17 protein-coding genes are annotated in these 15,293 nt (G+C 66.1%); 7 read left to right on the top strand and 10 right to left on the bottom strand.

Annotated elements, in window-relative coordinates:
* Positions 1-132: 132 nt before the first annotated feature.
* Together XI04_RS23010 and XI04_RS23005 are read right to left on the bottom strand one after the other, a co-directional pair.
* A complete protein-coding gene (locus XI04_RS23010) occupies positions 133-687 on the bottom strand; it encodes a flavodoxin family protein (protein WP_271609609.1) in 555 nt (184 codons plus the stop codon).
* 166 nt (positions 688-853) lie between these two features.
* A complete protein-coding gene (locus tag XI04_RS23005; RefSeq protein ID WP_028143940.1) occupies positions 854-1,318 on the bottom strand; it encodes a winged helix-turn-helix transcriptional regulator in 465 nt (154 codons plus the stop codon).
* Positions 1,319-1,438: 120 nt separating this feature from the next.
* On the opposite strand from XI04_RS23005, the gene XI04_RS23000 reads away from it, so the two are divergent.
* Both XI04_RS23000 and XI04_RS22995 read left to right on the top strand, forming a co-directional pair.
* Positions 1,439-2,212 carry an SDR family oxidoreductase gene (locus tag XI04_RS23000; protein WP_271609610.1) on the top strand — a complete coding sequence of 258 codons (774 nt, stop codon included), beginning with the start codon at positions 1,439-1,441 and terminating at the stop codon, positions 2,210-2,212.
* A gap of 175 nt (positions 2,213-2,387) precedes the next feature.
* Positions 2,388-2,570, top strand: a complete 183-nt coding sequence (locus XI04_RS22995; RefSeq protein ID WP_028143939.1) for a hypothetical protein — start codon at positions 2,388-2,390, stop codon at positions 2,568-2,570.
* Positions 2,571-2,641: 71 nt separating this feature from the next.
* Here the strand turns inward: XI04_RS22995 and XI04_RS22990 are convergent, their stop codons facing one another.
* Positions 2,642-3,250 (bottom strand): FMN-dependent NADH-azoreductase, encoded by a 609-nt coding sequence (locus XI04_RS22990; RefSeq protein WP_271609611.1) that lies wholly within the window; start codon positions 3,248-3,250, stop codon positions 2,642-2,644.
* A gap of 83 nt (positions 3,251-3,333) precedes the next feature.
* On the opposite strand from XI04_RS22990, the gene XI04_RS22985 reads away from it, so the two are divergent.
* Positions 3,334-3,756, top strand: a complete 423-nt coding sequence (locus XI04_RS22985; protein ID WP_028143937.1) for a winged helix-turn-helix transcriptional regulator — start codon at positions 3,334-3,336, stop codon at positions 3,754-3,756.
* Here XI04_RS22985 and dprA read toward each other — a convergent pair.
* Entirely contained in the window at positions 3,753-4,871 is a 1,119-nt protein-coding gene (gene dprA / locus XI04_RS22980) for a DNA-processing protein DprA (protein WP_095426307.1), read from the bottom strand. The genes XI04_RS22985 and dprA overlap by 4 nt on opposite strands.
* Positions 4,872-4,986: 115 nt before the next feature.
* Between dprA and XI04_RS22975 the strand changes: the two genes are divergently transcribed.
* Positions 4,987-6,231, top strand: coding sequence for an amidase (locus tag XI04_RS22975; RefSeq protein WP_095426308.1), 1,245 nt, complete (start codon positions 4,987-4,989; stop codon positions 6,229-6,231).
* Here XI04_RS22975 and XI04_RS22970 read toward each other — a convergent pair.
* The 4 genes from XI04_RS22970 to XI04_RS22955 form a co-directional block, all read right to left on the bottom strand.
* A complete protein-coding gene (locus XI04_RS22970) occupies positions 6,223-7,422 on the bottom strand; it encodes a patatin-like phospholipase family protein (protein ID WP_271623770.1) in 1,200 nt (399 codons plus the stop codon). The two genes, XI04_RS22975 and XI04_RS22970, sit on opposite strands and share 9 nt — an antisense overlap.
* 172 nt (positions 7,423-7,594) lie before the next feature.
* Positions 7,595-8,191 (bottom strand): glycerol-3-phosphate 1-O-acyltransferase PlsY, encoded by a 597-nt coding sequence (plsY, locus tag XI04_RS22965; RefSeq protein ID WP_028143933.1) that lies wholly within the window; start codon positions 8,189-8,191, stop codon positions 7,595-7,597.
* Between the two features lie 29 nt (positions 8,192-8,220).
* A complete protein-coding gene (locus XI04_RS22960; RefSeq protein WP_271609627.1) occupies positions 8,221-9,522 on the bottom strand; it encodes a dihydroorotase in 1,302 nt (433 codons plus the stop codon).
* Positions 9,523-9,527: 5 nt separating this feature from the next.
* A complete protein-coding gene (locus XI04_RS22955; RefSeq protein ID WP_018321103.1) occupies positions 9,528-10,475 on the bottom strand; it encodes an aspartate carbamoyltransferase catalytic subunit in 948 nt (315 codons plus the stop codon).
* A gap of 180 nt (positions 10,476-10,655) precedes the next feature.
* Here XI04_RS22955 and XI04_RS22950 point away from each other — a divergent pair, with 180 nt between their 5' ends.
* The 3 genes from XI04_RS22950 to XI04_RS22940 are packed head-to-tail and all read left to right on the top strand — an operon-like array spanning position 10,656 to position 13,867.
* A complete protein-coding gene (locus XI04_RS22950; RefSeq protein WP_271609612.1) occupies positions 10,656-11,414 on the top strand; it encodes a M15 family metallopeptidase in 759 nt (252 codons plus the stop codon).
* Positions 11,415-11,435: 21 nt separating this feature from the next.
* A complete protein-coding gene (locus XI04_RS22945; protein ID WP_271609613.1) occupies positions 11,436-13,079 on the top strand; it encodes an acyl-CoA dehydrogenase family protein in 1,644 nt (547 codons plus the stop codon).
* A gap of 23 nt (positions 13,080-13,102) precedes the next feature.
* A complete protein-coding gene (locus tag XI04_RS22940; RefSeq protein WP_028143929.1) occupies positions 13,103-13,867 on the top strand; it encodes a CPBP family intramembrane glutamic endopeptidase in 765 nt (254 codons plus the stop codon).
* Here XI04_RS22940 and XI04_RS22935 read toward each other — a convergent pair.
* Both XI04_RS22935 and ruvX read right to left on the bottom strand, forming a co-directional pair.
* A complete protein-coding gene (locus XI04_RS22935; protein WP_271609614.1) occupies positions 13,864-14,787 on the bottom strand; it encodes an AEC family transporter in 924 nt (307 codons plus the stop codon). The two genes, XI04_RS22940 and XI04_RS22935, sit on opposite strands and share 4 nt — an antisense overlap.
* A gap of 3 nt (positions 14,788-14,790) precedes the next feature.
* Positions 14,791-15,276: a Holliday junction resolvase RuvX gene (ruvX, locus tag XI04_RS22930; RefSeq protein WP_028143927.1), complete on the bottom strand. Its 486-nt coding sequence runs from the start codon at positions 15,274-15,276 to the stop codon at positions 14,791-14,793.
* Positions 15,277-15,293: the final 17 nt, after the last annotated feature.

Below are 15,293 nucleotides of genomic sequence, written 5' to 3'. Positions count from 1 at the left end.
AGAGCGCTGCTCCATCCCCGTCATTGCGAGCGCAGCGAAGCAATCCAGACTGTCTCCGCGGAGAGATTCTGCATTGCTTCCGCCTTCGCCAAGGCTTCGGCGGACAAGTCGCTGCGCTTAATGACGATGACGTTAGCCGTTGCGGCTGGCCGTTGCCGCCAATCGCTGGCCGAGATATTCGGCCGTGCTGACGTCGCTTTGAGGTAACAAGCCGCCAACCAAGTGGGTAGCCAAGCCAAGTTGGCTGCCCAACCGATTCCGGCCGCTCGGATCCTCCCCGCCCGGAATATCCAGCCCGCACCAGAGCATGCCGTGCTGCGCAGCCAGAATGGAGAAGTAGGTCAAGGTGTGGAGTTGATCGCCCCCCGCGAGAGCGCCCGCGGTGAATCCGGCTGCGAACTTGTTGGCCCATCGCTGCTGGGTCCACCGGTCGCTTGAGGCGTCTGCGAAGGCTTTGAATTGCGCCGCTGCTCCGCCCATGTAGGTCGGGCTGCCAAATGCGACGGCGCTGGCGCGGTCGATCGTTTTCAATAAGCTCTCATTCTGGAAGCGGCCCGACACGATATCGTCGCCCGTGATGCGACACAGCGCGACGTGCGCAATGCCATCCGCTCCGCGCGCCACTGCATGCGCCAGCGACTCGGTGGTGCCGGAGATGGAAAAATAGACGATGGCGAGCAGGGGCATGGGTGCCACTTTCGGCTATTTGAGCATCTTCGACGCCGTCTGTATTTTGTACAAGTCCTTTCAAGCCGTCATTGCGAGCGCAGCGAAGCAATCCAGAGCCTTTCCGCAGTGGCAATCTGGATTGTTTCGCTGCGCTCAATGACGCTGTGGTGGCAACCGTGCGTCATCACGCCGACCGCCGCCGCGGCGGCCGCGGCTTCAACATGGTGTCGGCGGGCGTAAGCAGCCGTCCGTCCTCCGCACGCATTTCGAGCTTCTTCACCGGGCGGTGCTTGGCGCGATCCACCAACACGGTCGCGATCTCCTTAGGGTGATCGTCGAACTCCTCGCTCCATTGTCTGAGCGCCACCAGGATCGGGAAGGTGCCGCGGCCCTTCGGGGTCAGCACATATTCCTGATAGGCGCTGCCGTCGGAGGCGGGGGCGGTTGCCAGGATGCCGTGGTCGACCAGCGAGCGCAGCCGGACCGACAAGATGTTCTTGGCCATGCCAAGCTTGCTCTGGAATTCGCCGAAGCGGCGCAGGCCAAACAGCGCCTCGCGGATGATCAGCAGCGACCACCAATCGCCAAGCGCGTCCAGCGACCTCGCGATCGGGCAGGCATCGCCCTCGAAGCTGGTTCGTTTCACCATCGTTCCGTCCTGTCGCGTTCGCACGATCGTCGGGCCGATCACGCGCTTGTGTGGTTGCATCATAAAACCATATGCCCTAGATGGCAACATAGTTTTATGATGCAACCACTGGAGGCGAACGTGAGACTGAAGAACAAGACGGCCCTGATCACCGGCGGCAACAGCGGCATCGGGCTGGCAACGGCCAAGCTGTTCGTGGCCGAAGGCGCCAAGGTGGTGATCACCGGACGCAACAAACAGACTCTGGAGGCGGCGGCCAAGGAGCTCGGGCCGAACGCGCTCGCGCTCGCTGCCGACGCCACCGACATCGCGGCGACGGAAGCTGCGATCAAGCAGGGCGCCGAAAAGTTCGGCAAGTTCGACATCGTGTTCGCCAACGCCGGCATCGCCGGCGGCACGCCGCTCGGCTCTGCCACGCTCGAGGTCTTCGAGAAGGTCATCAGCACGAACCTGACAAGTGTATTCTTCACGGTGCAGGCGGCACTGCCTTATCTCAGCGACAATGCCTCGATCATCCTCAACGGCTCGGTGATCTCCGTGCTCGGCATTCCCGGCTACTCGGCCTATGGCGCGGCGAAAGCCGGCGTGCGCGCGATGGCGCGGATCATGGCCTCGGAGCTGTCGCCGCGCGGCATCCGCGTCAACGTGGTCGCGCCCGGCGCGACCCGCACGCCGATCTGGGGACCTGCAACGGCAACACCGGAAGCCGAGAAGGCGTTCGAGAAGCGGATCGCGCTGTCGACGCCTCTGGGGCGCATCGGCGAAACCGATCACGTTGCGAAGACGGTGCTATTCTTTGCCTCCGATGATTCCGCGCATGTGCAGGGCCAGGAGATCTTCGTCGACGGCGGCGCGGTGGCCTCGCCGAGCGGCGCGCCGATCTATCGCGGTTGATCAAGTGAAGTGAAAATTGAATCAGTCGGCGCGATCATTGCGATTGCGCCGGCAGATTCCTGCACCAGCCGAGCTGTATTTTCCTGAACCTTGCGTGAGGCGTTGAACCTTCGCGCCAGCTGCCAAGACATTTTTACGGGCAGGGGGCACAAGACTCATTTCAAGGGAGTCCGATATGCCAAAAGCAGCCCGCATTTTTTCATCGATTTCAGCACCACGCATTTATACCGAGAATTCCGCCGTTCCGGCCAAACGCTCCAATACGTCCGAACTCATCGGAGTGGTTCTGTTCGCCGGCATCGGCCTGTTCGTCTCGCTCGTCGCCGTCATCCTGGGCATGCAGGGCGCCTGGTTTTAGCCTCGCAGACCGGCCGCCGTCCATCAGCCGCCGCAGGCAAGGCCCCGGCGACTGATGATGTCGGCATGATCTCAGGCCGCGCGAAGACTTGTTGCCGCCTGAAGCGCACCCGCCAGCGCCTTCTCGCGGTGATCCGGTCCGACCTGGATGCCGTCGGCGGGGATGAACTCGACGTTCGTGATACCGATGAACCCGAACACCCAGCGCAGATAGGTTTCGAGATGCTCGCCGGCTGCGTAGGGCGTTTCGACGCCGTAATAGCCGCCGCGTGAGATCGCCACGATCACGCGCTTGCCGCCGGCGAGCCCCTCGGGCCCGGCTGCGCCGTATTTGAAAGTCTTCCCCACCACCAGGATGCGATCGATCCAGGCCTTGAGCTGGCTCGGAATCGTGAAGTTGTACATGGGCGCGCCGATTACGACGATGTCGGCGGCCAGGAACTCGTCCAGCGCGGCTGCGCTTGCGGCAAGGTCGGGTCCGAGTTCCGCCGGTGCGGGCGCGCCTTGCGCGGCGGCAAGGTGCGAGCCGGAGAGGTGGGCCAGCGGGGTCTGGGTCAGGTCGCGATAAGTGATGTCCAGTGAGGGCGTCGCCTGCCGGAGCCGGTCGACGATGGCGGTGGAGACCTGCCTGGACACGGAGTGGGGGCCGAGCACGCTGGAGTCGAGATGGAGGAGTTTCATTTGGAGTCACCCTGGTATAAGTTTGTAACCAGAGCTACATGAGTGACTATCGAAAACCCCGCAAGAACGCACTTTTTTGAGCCATGGGCACATCTTTGAAACTTGAGAACACTGGTTTTCCTGCGACGCCGAGGCCCGATCCAATGCCGCATCCCGACCATGCGGACTGCCGTGGGGTCGCCTCCGTGCTGTCTCGCGTCGGTGACAAATGGAGCGTGTTCGTCATCATGATGCTGAGCGACGGGCCTAAGCGCTTCAACGAGCTGAAGCGCATGATCAACGGCATCTCGCAGCGCATGCTGACCTTGACGCTGCGCGGGCTGGAGCGCGACGGCCTCGTCACGCGCACGATCTTTCCGACCATTCCGCCACGCGTCGATTACGAGCTGACCGATCTCGGCCGCGGGCTGCAACAGCCGGTGAAAGCGCTCGGGCAGTGGGCGATCGACCATCTGATGCAGATCGAGGCGGCGCGCACGCAGTTCGACCAGCGCAACGACGGCTAAAGCAGCGACACCAACCCGCCGCCGTGACGTTCGAGCTTTCCGGCAAGCTCGAGCTCCAGCAGCACGGTGCGGACGATCGCGGGCGAGGCGCCGGACATCCGCACGAGATCGTCGATCGAGATGGGAGTGGGGCCGAGCAGGCCGGTGATCTGGTCGCGGTCGTGCCCTTGCGGATCGCTCTCGAACGGCTCGCTGTCGGGCTCGCTCGCAGGAATCATCAGCGGCCGCTCCATGATTGGTGCGACAGCATTGATGATGTCGGCAGCTTCGGTGACGAGGGTCGCGCCCTGCTTGATCAGATCATTGGCGCCGGCGGCACGCGGATCGAGCGGCGAGCCCGGGACCGCGAACACCTCGCGGCCCTGTTCGGCCGCCATCCGCGCGGTGATCAGGGAGCCCGAGCGGTGCGCCGCTTCCACCACGACGACGCCGAGCGAGGCGCCCGAGATCAGCCGGTTGCGGCGAGGAAAGTCGCGGGCGCGCGGCTCGTGGCCGAGCGGCATCTCGGAGATCGCAGCCCCCGCGTGGTCGAGGATCCCTGCGAGCAGGTCGCCATGCTCGGGCGGATAGATGCAATCATGTCCGCCGGCGAGCACCGCGATCGTCCCGCTTGCGACACTGGCGCGATGCGCGGCCTGATCGACGCCGCGGGCGAGCCCGGAGATGACGATAAAACCGGCTTCGCCAAGCTCGCGCGCCAGCAGGCCTGCGAATTTCAGCCCGGCGCCGGATGCGTTGCGCGAGCCGACGATGGCGATCATCGGCCGCATCAGGGTTTGGGTATCGCCGCGCACCGCGAGCAGCGGCGGCGCATCGTCGATCATCGCCAGCCGGGCCGGATAGCCGTCCTCGCCGGGTGCGCGCCAGGCGATGCCGAATTTGCGGCTCGCGGCGAGCTCGGCCTTGGCCTCGTCGGCGCTGCAGATGCGCCCCGATCGCTGGGCGCCGCCGCGGCGCGCCAGATCAGGCAGCCGCTCCAGCGCAGCACGCGGGCTGCCGAAATGATCCACCAGCGAACGAAAAGTGCGCGGCCCGACATTGTCGGAGCGGATCAGCCGCAGGCGGTCGATCCTGTCAGCCTCGGTCAGCTCCACGCTCGGATTGATGGCGTCCACGGCGTCTCCTTGTAGTCACAGCATGGAACAACCTGAGGGCGTTGCGCAACAGCGACCTGCGCTTGCCTGGTCCCGCCCCGATGCTAAAAGCGATGCCAATAAGAAGGGTTTTGCCATGATTTCACTCGCCGACCTCCAGCGCCGCATCGAAGCGGGGGAGCTTTCGCCCGAGGCCGCCATCGCCCAGTCGCATGCGGCGATAGAGGCCAGGGAGAAGGACGTTCGCGCCTTCGTCCGCCACGACAAATCCGCGAAGGCGCAAGCCTCCGGTCCGCTGCGCGGCATCGCGGTCGGCATCAAGGACATCATCGACACCGCCAACATGCCGACCGAGATGGGCTCGGAAATCTATCGCGGCTGGCAGCCGCGCGCCGATGCGCCTGTTGTCATGATGCTGAAGCGGGCAGGCGCCACCATCATCGGCAAGACCACCACGACCGCGTTCGCCTCGCGCGATCCGACCCCGACGCTCAATCCGCATAATTTCGGCCACTCGCCGGGCGGCTCGTCCGCGGGTTCGGCGGCGGCCGTCGGCGCCGGCATGATCCCGCTTGCGCTCGGCACCCAGACCGGCGGCTCGGTGATCCGGCCCGCGGCCTATTGCGGGACTGCTGCGATCAAGCCCTCGTTCCGGATGCTGCCGACGGTCGGCGTGAAATGCTATTCGTGGGCGCTCGACACGGTCGGCCTGTTCGGCGCCCGCGCCGAGGATCTCGCGTGCGGATTGCTCGCGATGACCGGCCGCAGCGAATTTTCCGGCATCGTCCCGGCGAAGTCGCCGCGCATCGGCGTGGTCAGGCAGGAGTTCGCCGGCGCCGTGGAGCCGGCGGCCGAAGAGGGCCTGTTGGCCGCGGTGAAGGCGGCGGCGCGCGCCGGTGCCAGCGTGCAGACGATCGATCTGCCCGAGGCGGTGCAGGAGGCCTGGCGCATCCATCCCATCGTCCAGGATTTCGAGGCGCATCGCGCGCTGGCCTGGGAGTTTTCCGAGCGCCACGACGAGATCGCGCCGATGCTGCGGGCAAGCCTCGATGCCACCGCCCATCTGACGCCGAAGGACTATGACGAGGCGCGCCGGATCAGCCGTCGCGGCCGCCGCGAGCTCGGCGAATTGTTCGAGGGCGTCGACGTGCTCCTGACCTATTCGGCGCCCGGCACGGCGCCGGCCAAGGCGCTCGCGACGACAGGCGACCCCCGCTACAACCGGCTCTGGACGCTGATGGGCAATCCTTGCGTCAACGTGCCCGTGCTGAAGGCGGATGGCCTGCCGATCGGCGTGCAGGTGATCGCACGCTTTGGCAACGACGCGCGCGCGCTGGCAACGGCGTGGTTCCTCGAGGATGCGCTGGCGAAATCAGGCTAGCGCGGGCTCGTTGCTCGCGATGTGCTGATCGGATGCAGGTGAAGCTGCACTGACGGCGGTGCCTTGCCCGAGCCAGCGCTCGGCGGCTGCGCGACCGTTCCGGTGCAGCAGGCGAATGAAGCCGCGGCCGAGATCGGTGGACGAACGTTGGGCCAGACCGTCAACGGAATCTTCCGCCGCGATCCTGGTGAGGCGCAGCGACGGCGCGGCATGAGCCTGCGCCCATTCGATCGCCGCGATCTCGGCATTGAGGGCGGCGTTGGCCGCGATCTGGTCCAGCCGGCGATCGATCGCGGCGAGCGTGATCGGCACGTAGCTGTCGCGCGCCGGCGTGACCTGGACGAGCAGGACGTCGGACGTCGTCGTGTCCTGCGTCAGCCGCAGCAAGGGTGGATTGCCGCCTAAGCCGCCGTCCCAATAGGCTTCGCCCTCGATCTCGACGGCGCAGTGAACCAAGGGCGGACAAGTCGAGGCCAGCGCGACGTCGGCGGTGATGGCATCGTTGCGGAAGATCTGCTGCTGCCCGTCGCGGATCCGTGTCGCCGCGATCAGGAGCTTCGGGCAGTCCGGATTGAGTAGCGCGGCGAAATCGATGTCGCGCGATAGCGCCTGCCGCAGCGGATCGAGATCGAAAGGATCAAACTGGCCGGAGCGCAGCGTCGGACCGAACGCGACCGAGCTTCCCGCCGGCGAAAAGCCGCCGACCAGCATCAGCGAGCGGAACGAGGCCTCGTGCATCAGGCGGATCCAGAACCGGCTCAGCCGGCTACGTGCAGCTTCGCGGCCGCCCTCGGCAAGGCCGGAGGCGAGCAGGAGCGCATTGATAGCGCCGGCACTGGCGCCGCTGATGGTGTCGATCTCGATCGGCTCTTCCAGCAGCCGCTCCAGCACGCCCCAGGTGAAGGCGGCACCACCGCCCTGCAGCGCCAGCGAGAGCTTTCTCGGCGGCCATTGGCCGGCGGGTAGCTGCGCGGGCGCAACGGGCGCGGTCGCGGTCACTACCTCGGCCGTCACTGGCGCTTGCGCGATCGGATCAGGCTGCGGCGCTGGCGGCAAGACGGGAGGAGGCGCGGGAGGCGGCGAGGGCGCATCGGACCAAATGTCGGTGGTCGAGAGCAGCCGGCTTGCCGCGGTGCGCAACGCACCTCGCGAACCAACCCCGTCATGCGCGCCGACCATCTTCTCGCTCATTCTGAGCAACCGCGTAACGCCATCTCGACTGTCAGGATGACAGGCATGGAACACATTCGCTACTGCCTGCCGCGAAAGCGCCGGCAGTTGCGAACAGGATTTGACATATAACGCAGAGAGGGGGCTTCGGTATCCGTAGATGCCCCGGCTTTAGACGCGGACCTCGAAGCGACTACGCCTTCTCGCCGATCCGGCTTTCTTTGCCAGCTTGCAATCGCTTGATGTTCTCGCGATGCGCGTAGAACAAGAGCAGCGTCAGCACCGCGAACAAGGCTGCGAGCGCAAGGTGCCCGAACCACCACAGGAACATCGGCGTGACGAACGCCGCCACCAGCGCGGAGAGCGAGGAGTAGCGGGTGGTGAAGGCGGTCGCCAGCCAGATCAGGCAGAACACGACGGCGCCGGGCCAGAACAGTCCGAGCAGGATGCCGATATAGACGGCCACGCCCTTGCCGCCCTTAAACTTGAGCCAGACCGGGAAGAGGTGGCCGAGGAAGGCACCGAGCCCGGCCACCATGGCGGCATTGGGTCCTGCGATGTAGCCGGCGATCACCACGGCCACGGTGCCCTTGAGCGCGTCGAACAGGAGGGTGCCCGCGGCGAGGCTTTTGCGTCCCGTGCGCAGCACATTGGTGGCGCCGATGCTGCCGGAGCCGATCGAGCGGATATCCTGGGTGCCGGCGAGCCTGGTCAGGACCAGCCCGAACGGGATCGAGCCGAGGAGGTAGCCGATGACGAAGGCCACCGGCAGAAATGCTTCAAGCCCCATGGCGGCAGCTCCAAAGGCTGTATTTCACGTCAGACATGCTCGTAGACCGTGCGTCCGCCGACAATGGTGCGCACCACGCGGCCTGTAAAACGGGCCTCGTCGAACGGGGTGTTCTTGCAGGGCGATTTGAGATCGGCGGGATCGACCACCCAGGGCACATCGGGGTCGATCACGATGACGTCGGCCGGGCTGCCTGCGCGCAGGGTTCCGCCCGGTAGCCCCAGGATTTCGGCCGGCCGGGTCGACATCGCCCGGATCAGCGTCTTCAGTTCCAGCTCGCCATTGTGCACGAGGCGGAGGCCAGCGGGCAGCATGGTTTCGAGACCAACGGCGCCGGGAGCGGCTTCGGCGAACGGCAGGCGCTTGACCTCGACGTCCTGCGGATTGTGGTCGGACATGATGACGTCGAGCAGGCCGGAGGCGATTGCGGCCACCAGCGCGCGGCGGTCGTCCTCGGTTCGCAGCGGCGGCGACAGTTTCAGGAAGGAACGGTAGGGGCCGATGTCGTTCTCGTTCAGCGCAAGATGGTTGATCGAGACCGAGGCGCTGACGGCGAGCCCGTCGTCGCGGGCGCGCTGGAGGATCTCGAGCGAGTCGATGCAGGTCAGCGAGGCCGCGTGATAGCGGCCGCCGGTCAACGCCACGAGGCGCATGTCGCGTTCCAGGATCACGGCCTCGGCGGCATTCGGGATGCCCATCAGGCCGAGCCGCGAGGCGAACTCGCCCTCGTTCATCACGCCTTCGCCGACGAGATCGGGGTCCTCGGTGTAGTGGACGATCAGCGCGTCGAAATCGCGCGCGTAGGTCAGCGCGCGGCGCATCACCTGCGCATTGGTCACGCTTCTGACGCCGTCGCTGAAGGCGACGGCGCCCGCGGCCTTGAGCAGACCGAACTCGGTCATCTCATCGCCGTGCATGCCCTTGGTGAGCGCTGCCATCGGCTGGATGTTGACGATCGCGGTGTCGCGGGCGCGGCGCATCACGAAGTCGACGGTCGCCGAATTATCGATCACCGGAGAGGTGTCGGGCTGGCAGATGATGGTGGTGATGCCGCCGGTCGCGGCCGCCTGGCTCGCCGTGGCAAAGGTCTCGCGATGGCTGAAGCCGGGCTCGCCGACGAAGGCGCGCATGTCGATCAGGCCGGGCGCCACGATCTTGCCGGTGCAGTTGACGATGTCGGTGCCTTCGGGGACGCCGGCCGCGCCGATGCCGCGGCGGGTCTCGCGGATGGCGCCGTCGGCGATGAGAACGTCGCCGACACCGTCGAAATCCCGGGAGGGGTCGACGACGCGGGCGTTGGCGAGCAGGATGGGGCGGCGATCGGTCAGCATCGGCATCACGCGTTCGGCAGGTTGCGGGCGAGCGCTTCCAGCACCGCCATGCGCACGGCGACACCCATCTCCACCTGTTCGCGGATCAGGGATTGCGCGCCGTCGGCCACGATCGAGTCGATCTCGACGCCGCGGTTCATGGGGCCCGGATGCATCACCAGTGCGTCGGGCTTGGCGTAGGCGAGCTTCTTCTGGTCGAGCCCGAAATAGTTGAAGTACTCGCTGGATGACGGCACGAAGGAGCCGTTCATACGCTCGCGCTGGAGCCGGAGCATCATGACGATGTCGGCGCCGTTGAGCCCCTCGCGCATGTCGCGCGCGACCTCGACGCCCATCCGCTCGATGCCCGGCGGCAGCAGCGTGGTGGGACCGACCACGCGGACGCGGGCGCCCATCGTGTTGAGCAGGATGATGTTCGAGCGGGCGACACGCGAATGCAGCACGTCGCCGCAGATCGCGACCACGAGCCCTTCGATCCGGCCCTTGTTGCGGCGGATCGTGAGCGCGTCGAGCAGGGCCTGGGTCGGATGCTCATGGGCGCCGTCGCCGGCATTGATCACGGAACCGTCAACCTTGCGCGCCAGCAGTTCCACTGCGCCGGAGGCGTGATGGCGCATCACCAGGATGTCCGGGTGCATCGCGTTCAGCGTCATCGCGGTGTCGATCAGCGTCTCGCCCTTCTTCATGGACGAGGAGGACACCGACATGTTCATGACGTCGGCGCCCAGGCGCTTGCCGGCGAGCTCGAACGAGGATTGGGTCCGGGTGGAAGCCTCGAAGAAGAGGTTCACCTGCGTCCGTCCCCGCAGGACGGTGCGCTTCTTGTCAACCTGGCGGTTGAGCTCGACATATTCTTCGGACAGGTCGAGGAGGCCGGTGATGTCGGCCGCGGAAAGGCCCTCGATGCCCAGCAAATGCCGGTGGCCGAGGACGAAGGTCGATTTCGATGTCATTAAAACGAGAGCTATAGGCGCGGATGCATGAGGGGGCAAGGGCCAATGCCGGGGCGGGGAGTTATCCCCTGAGGAGTCTGGTACACGGTCATTCCGGGATGGCGCGCAAGCGCCAGACCCGGAATCTCGAGATTCCGGGTTCGATGCTTCGCATCGCCCCGGAATGACAGGGAAGTTTAGATGCGCTCCATCAAATCGATTTTGATCGTACTTTTAACAATCGCCTCCATCTCATCCGCGTTGGCCCAATCGCTCCCCGGCGGCTTCGTCTATCTGCGCGAGATCGATCCCGGCATCATCCAGGACATCCGCTACGCCACCTCGAACAATTTCGTCGGCCGCCCGCTTGCCGGCTACAATGTCGGTGAATGTGTCGTGAAGCGCGAGGTCGGGCTGCGGCTGAAGGCGGTGCAGCAGGAGCTCGCGGCGCAAAACCTCTCGCTGAAGATGTTCGACTGCTACCGGCCGGCGCGGGCCTCGCTCGACATGGTCAAGTGGTCGCAGAACGGCCATGAGACGGCCGCCGAGCGGCGCTACAATCCCAAGATCCCCAAGACCGAGCTGTTCCGCCTCGGCTACATCGCGAGCCGGTCGCAGCATTCGACGGGCGCCGCGCTCGATCTCACCTTGGTCGATCTCAAAGCCGACAACGCCGCCAAATATGATGCGGCAAAGACCTATGCCGACTGCACGGCGCCGGTCGAAGCGCGCGCGCCGGAAGGCAGCGTCGACATGGGCACCGGCTACGACTGCACCGACACGAGGGGCCATACTGCGGCACCGTCGATCACACCGGAGCAGCGCGCCTGGCGCAAGCGGCTGGTGGCTGCGATGGCCAGGCAAGGCTTTGTGAACTATTCGAAGGAGTGGTGGCATTTTTCCCTGCCGGGGGCCGGCGGGGCAGCCTATGATTTCCCGATTCAGCCGCGCCGGAACTAAAGTCCGCGCCGAGGAAACCTGATGACCCAGCCGAGCTTCGCGACCCACGAGGTCTTCAACCAGTCGCCGCCGTTCGAGGATATCGACCTGTTCGCCGTGGATCGGCCGCTGGTCGATGCGGTGAAGGCCAATGGCGGCGCGGCGGCGGAACGCGAGCTGTCGGAGTTCGGCAGGCAGTGGGGCTCGGCCGCGATGGCCGATCGCGGGCGCGTCGCGAACGAGAGCACGCCGAAGCTGCGCACCTTCGACGCAAAAGGCAATCGCCGCGACCAGGTGGAGTTTCACCCGGCCTATCATGAGCTGATGGCGCACAGCGCTCATGCCGGCGTCCACAATTCGACGTGGACCGCGAACGGCAAACCTGCGGGCGATTCCGCCGAAGTCATCCGCGCCGCAAAATTCTACATGGCCGCGCAAGTCGAGACCGGCCACCTCTGTCCTGTTACGATGACGCGCGCCTCGGTCGGTGCGCTGGCGATGCAGCCGGACCTGCTCGGCAGGGTGATGCCGGTGCTGTCGACCCGGAGCTACGACCCGAGCTTTGCGCCGTGGTGGCAGAAGCGCGGCATGACGCTCGGCATGGGCATGACCGAGAAGCAGGGCGGCACCGACGTGCGCGCCAACATGACGCGTGCGGTGCGCGACGGCGAGGCCTATCGCATCACCGGCCACAAATGGTTCATGTCGGCGCCGATGTGCGATGCGTTCCTGGTGCTGGCGCAGGCCGAGCAGGGTCTGACCTGTTTCTTCATGCCGCGCTTTGCGCCGGATGGTTCGGTGAATGCGATCCAGTTCCAGCGGCTGAAGGACAAGCTCGGCAATCGCTCCAATGCCTCGTCCGAAGTCGAGTTCGTCGGTGCCTACGCCGAACGGGTCGGCGAGGAGGGCAAGGGCATCCGCACCATCATCCAGATGGTGCAGCTGACGCGGCAGGATTGCGCGATCGCCTCCGTCGGCCTGATGCGCTCGGGACTTGCGCATGCGCTGCATCACGCCCGTCACCGCAGCGTGTTCCAGAAACATCTGGCCGATCAGCCGCTGATGCAGGCCGTGCTGTCGGACATGGCGCTGCATGTCGAGGCGAGCACAGCCCTGGTCATGCGGCTCTGCCGCGCCTTCGACCGCACGCCGCACGATGCGGCGGAGGCCGCCTATATGCGGCTGCTGACCCCCGCAATCAAATACTGGACCTGCAAGAGTGCGTCGCCGTTCCTCTATGAGGCCATGGAATGCCTCGGCGGCAACGGCTATGTCGAGGACGGCATTCTGGCGCGGCACTACCGGGAATCGCCGGTCAACGCGATCTGGGAGGGCTCCGGCAACGTGATGTGCCTCGACGTGCTCCGGGCGCTCTCGCGCGAGCCGGAGGCGGCGACGGCTGTGCTGCAATCGCTTGCGGCCAAGACGAAGGGCTTGCCCGGAGCAGGCGAAGCGATTGCGTTCATCGGTCAGACCTTCCGCCGCGCCGATGGCGAGCGCGTCGCGCGGCTTGCGGTCGAGAAGCTGGCACTGCTTGCCGCCGCTGCGGCGCTCAACGGCGTGTCGCCGCGCCACGCCGAACTGTTTGCCGCCACGCGCCTCGCAGCGACCCACGCCAGCATGTATGGCGCGGTCGAGCTGGAGAGCGGCGAGATGCGCGCGCTGCTGGAGCGGGCGCTGCCGTGAGTCTTCCCAACGAAAGCCTCCTGATGGATTCCCTCAATCCCGACCATCCGCCGTTGACCGTGACGCCAGCGACGCCGCGCCTCTGGATGTTCTGGGGCACCGCGCTGTGGGGCCTCTTCGTCTTCGTGGCGATGTTCGTCGGGCAGATCGGCGCCGTTGTCCTGCTGGTGGTGCAGCGTGGTCTTCCCATGGACTTCGCCTCGCTCCAGGCGGTCGGCCAGGATCCGCAGGCGCTCGCGCTGTCGGTCATCATGGGCCTGCCGGCGACGCTCCTGGCGGTGTGGCTCGCCATTGCCATCAAGAAAGCCTCCTTCGTCGACTATCTCGCGCTGCACTGGCCGTCCTGGAAGCAACTGCTGTTCGGTGCGGTCGGCCTCATCCTGCTGGTGCTGGTCTGGGAGACGATGTCGCGCGCGCTCGGCCGCGAGGCGACGCCGGGCTTCATGACCGATCTGTTGAAATCGGGCCGCGACAAGGGCGCGGCGCTGTTGCTGCTGTTCGCCTTCAGCGTGGCTGCGCCGATGTCGGAGGAGATCCTGGCGCGCGGCTTCCTCTATCGCGGCTGGTCGGCGAGTTTCTTGCGCGTGCCGGGCGCGATCCTGCTGTCGTCGCTGGTCTGGACGGTCGTGCACCTGCAATACGACATGTACTTCCTCGCCGAGGTCTTCACCATCGGCCTGTGGTTCGGCTACATGCGCTATCGCGCGAATTCGCTCTGGCTCACCATCGTGCTGCACGCGCTGAACAATCTCACCGCGGTGGTGCTGACGATGTGGCTAGGAAGCTAGGCCGCCAGCGCGATCGCGATCGGCATCGTGATCGCCGCCAAAATCGTCTGCAGCGTGATGATCTGCGCCAGCAGCGGGGCATCGCCGCCCATCTGGCGCGCCATCACATAGGCGCTGGACGAGGTCGGCACCGCCGCACAGATCGCTACGATCGCGCGGCTGTCGCCCGACAGTCCGAACCAGACGGCCAGCGCCAGTGCCAGCGCAGGCATCAGCGCGAGCTTGAAGACGACGCCGATGGCCGCGGCCAGGCTTGGACGCAAGAGGCCTTCGAGATGCAGACCGGCGCCGGTGACGAGCAAGCCGATCGCGAGCGAGGAGCGGCTGAGCGCGTCCGCCACCTCGTGCCAGAGTTTTGGCAACGGCAGGTGGGTGACGTTGACGAAGAGCCCGATCGCGCAGGCCCAGATCAGGGGATTGCGGATCACCGTCATGACGATGGTCCGCGCTGACTGCTTCTCCGGCGCGGCGTAATGGGCGAGCACCACGACGCTCAACACGTTGACGAGGGGAATGATCGCGACCATCGCCACGGAGGCGAGCGCCAGCCCGACATCGCCGAACATGTTGGCGGCGACCGATAGCCCGACGAAGGTCTGCCAGCGCGTCGCGCCCTGGAAGATCGAGGTGAAGGCGGGGCCGTCGATATCGAGCCGGGCCAGGGCAGGGCGCAGCGCGAGGCAGAGCAGCGACATCACCAGCGCCGACAGCAGCAGCGCGCCGCCGACACCCGCGACCGGCACCTTGGAGAGGTCGGCCTTCACCAGCGTCTGGATCAGCAGCATCGGAAACAGCACGAAATAGGTCAGCCGCTCCAGCCCGTGCCACTGCGTGTCCAGCCGCATCAGGCTGCGCTTCAGCACGATGCCGAGCACGATGAGGATGAAGACCGGCAGCAGCGCCGCAATCACGACGGCCATCGGTCAGGTGGTCCCTGAACGGAGATTGGCGAGGCGGTCGAGCGCGCCTTGCAGGATGAAGATCGCGGCGTGCTCGTCGATGACCTCGGCGCGCTTGGCGCGGCTGACATCCATGCCGATCAGCTCGCGCTCGACGGCCGCGGTCGAGAGGCGCTCGTCCCACAGGCCGATGGGGAGGGCGGTCAGGCCGGCGAGATTGCGGGCGAAGGCGCGGGTGGATTGCGCGCGCGGACCCTCGCTGCCGTCCATGTTGATGGGCAGGCCGAGCACGAAGCCGACCACCCTGCGCTCGGCCGCAATCGCGAGCAGCCGGGCGGCGTCCTGCTTGAACTGCTTGCGCTGGATCGTCTCGACGCCGGTCGCAAGCCGCCGGTCCGGGTCGGATACGGCAACGCCGATGGTCTTGGTGCCGAGGTCGAGCCCGACCAGCGCGCCGCGGGCGGGCCAGTGGGTTGCAGCATCGACGAGAGGCAGGATAAGAGCCGGCATGGCGTAGCGCATATCAC

Origin of the sequence: Bradyrhizobium sp. CCBAU 11430, assembly GCF_028128855.1 — a bacterium.
Lineage (GTDB): Bacteria > Pseudomonadota > Alphaproteobacteria > Rhizobiales > Xanthobacteraceae > Bradyrhizobium > Bradyrhizobium ottawaense.
Note: the sequence above shows the minus strand (reverse complement) of the source record. Positions and strands in the feature narration are given on the sequence as shown.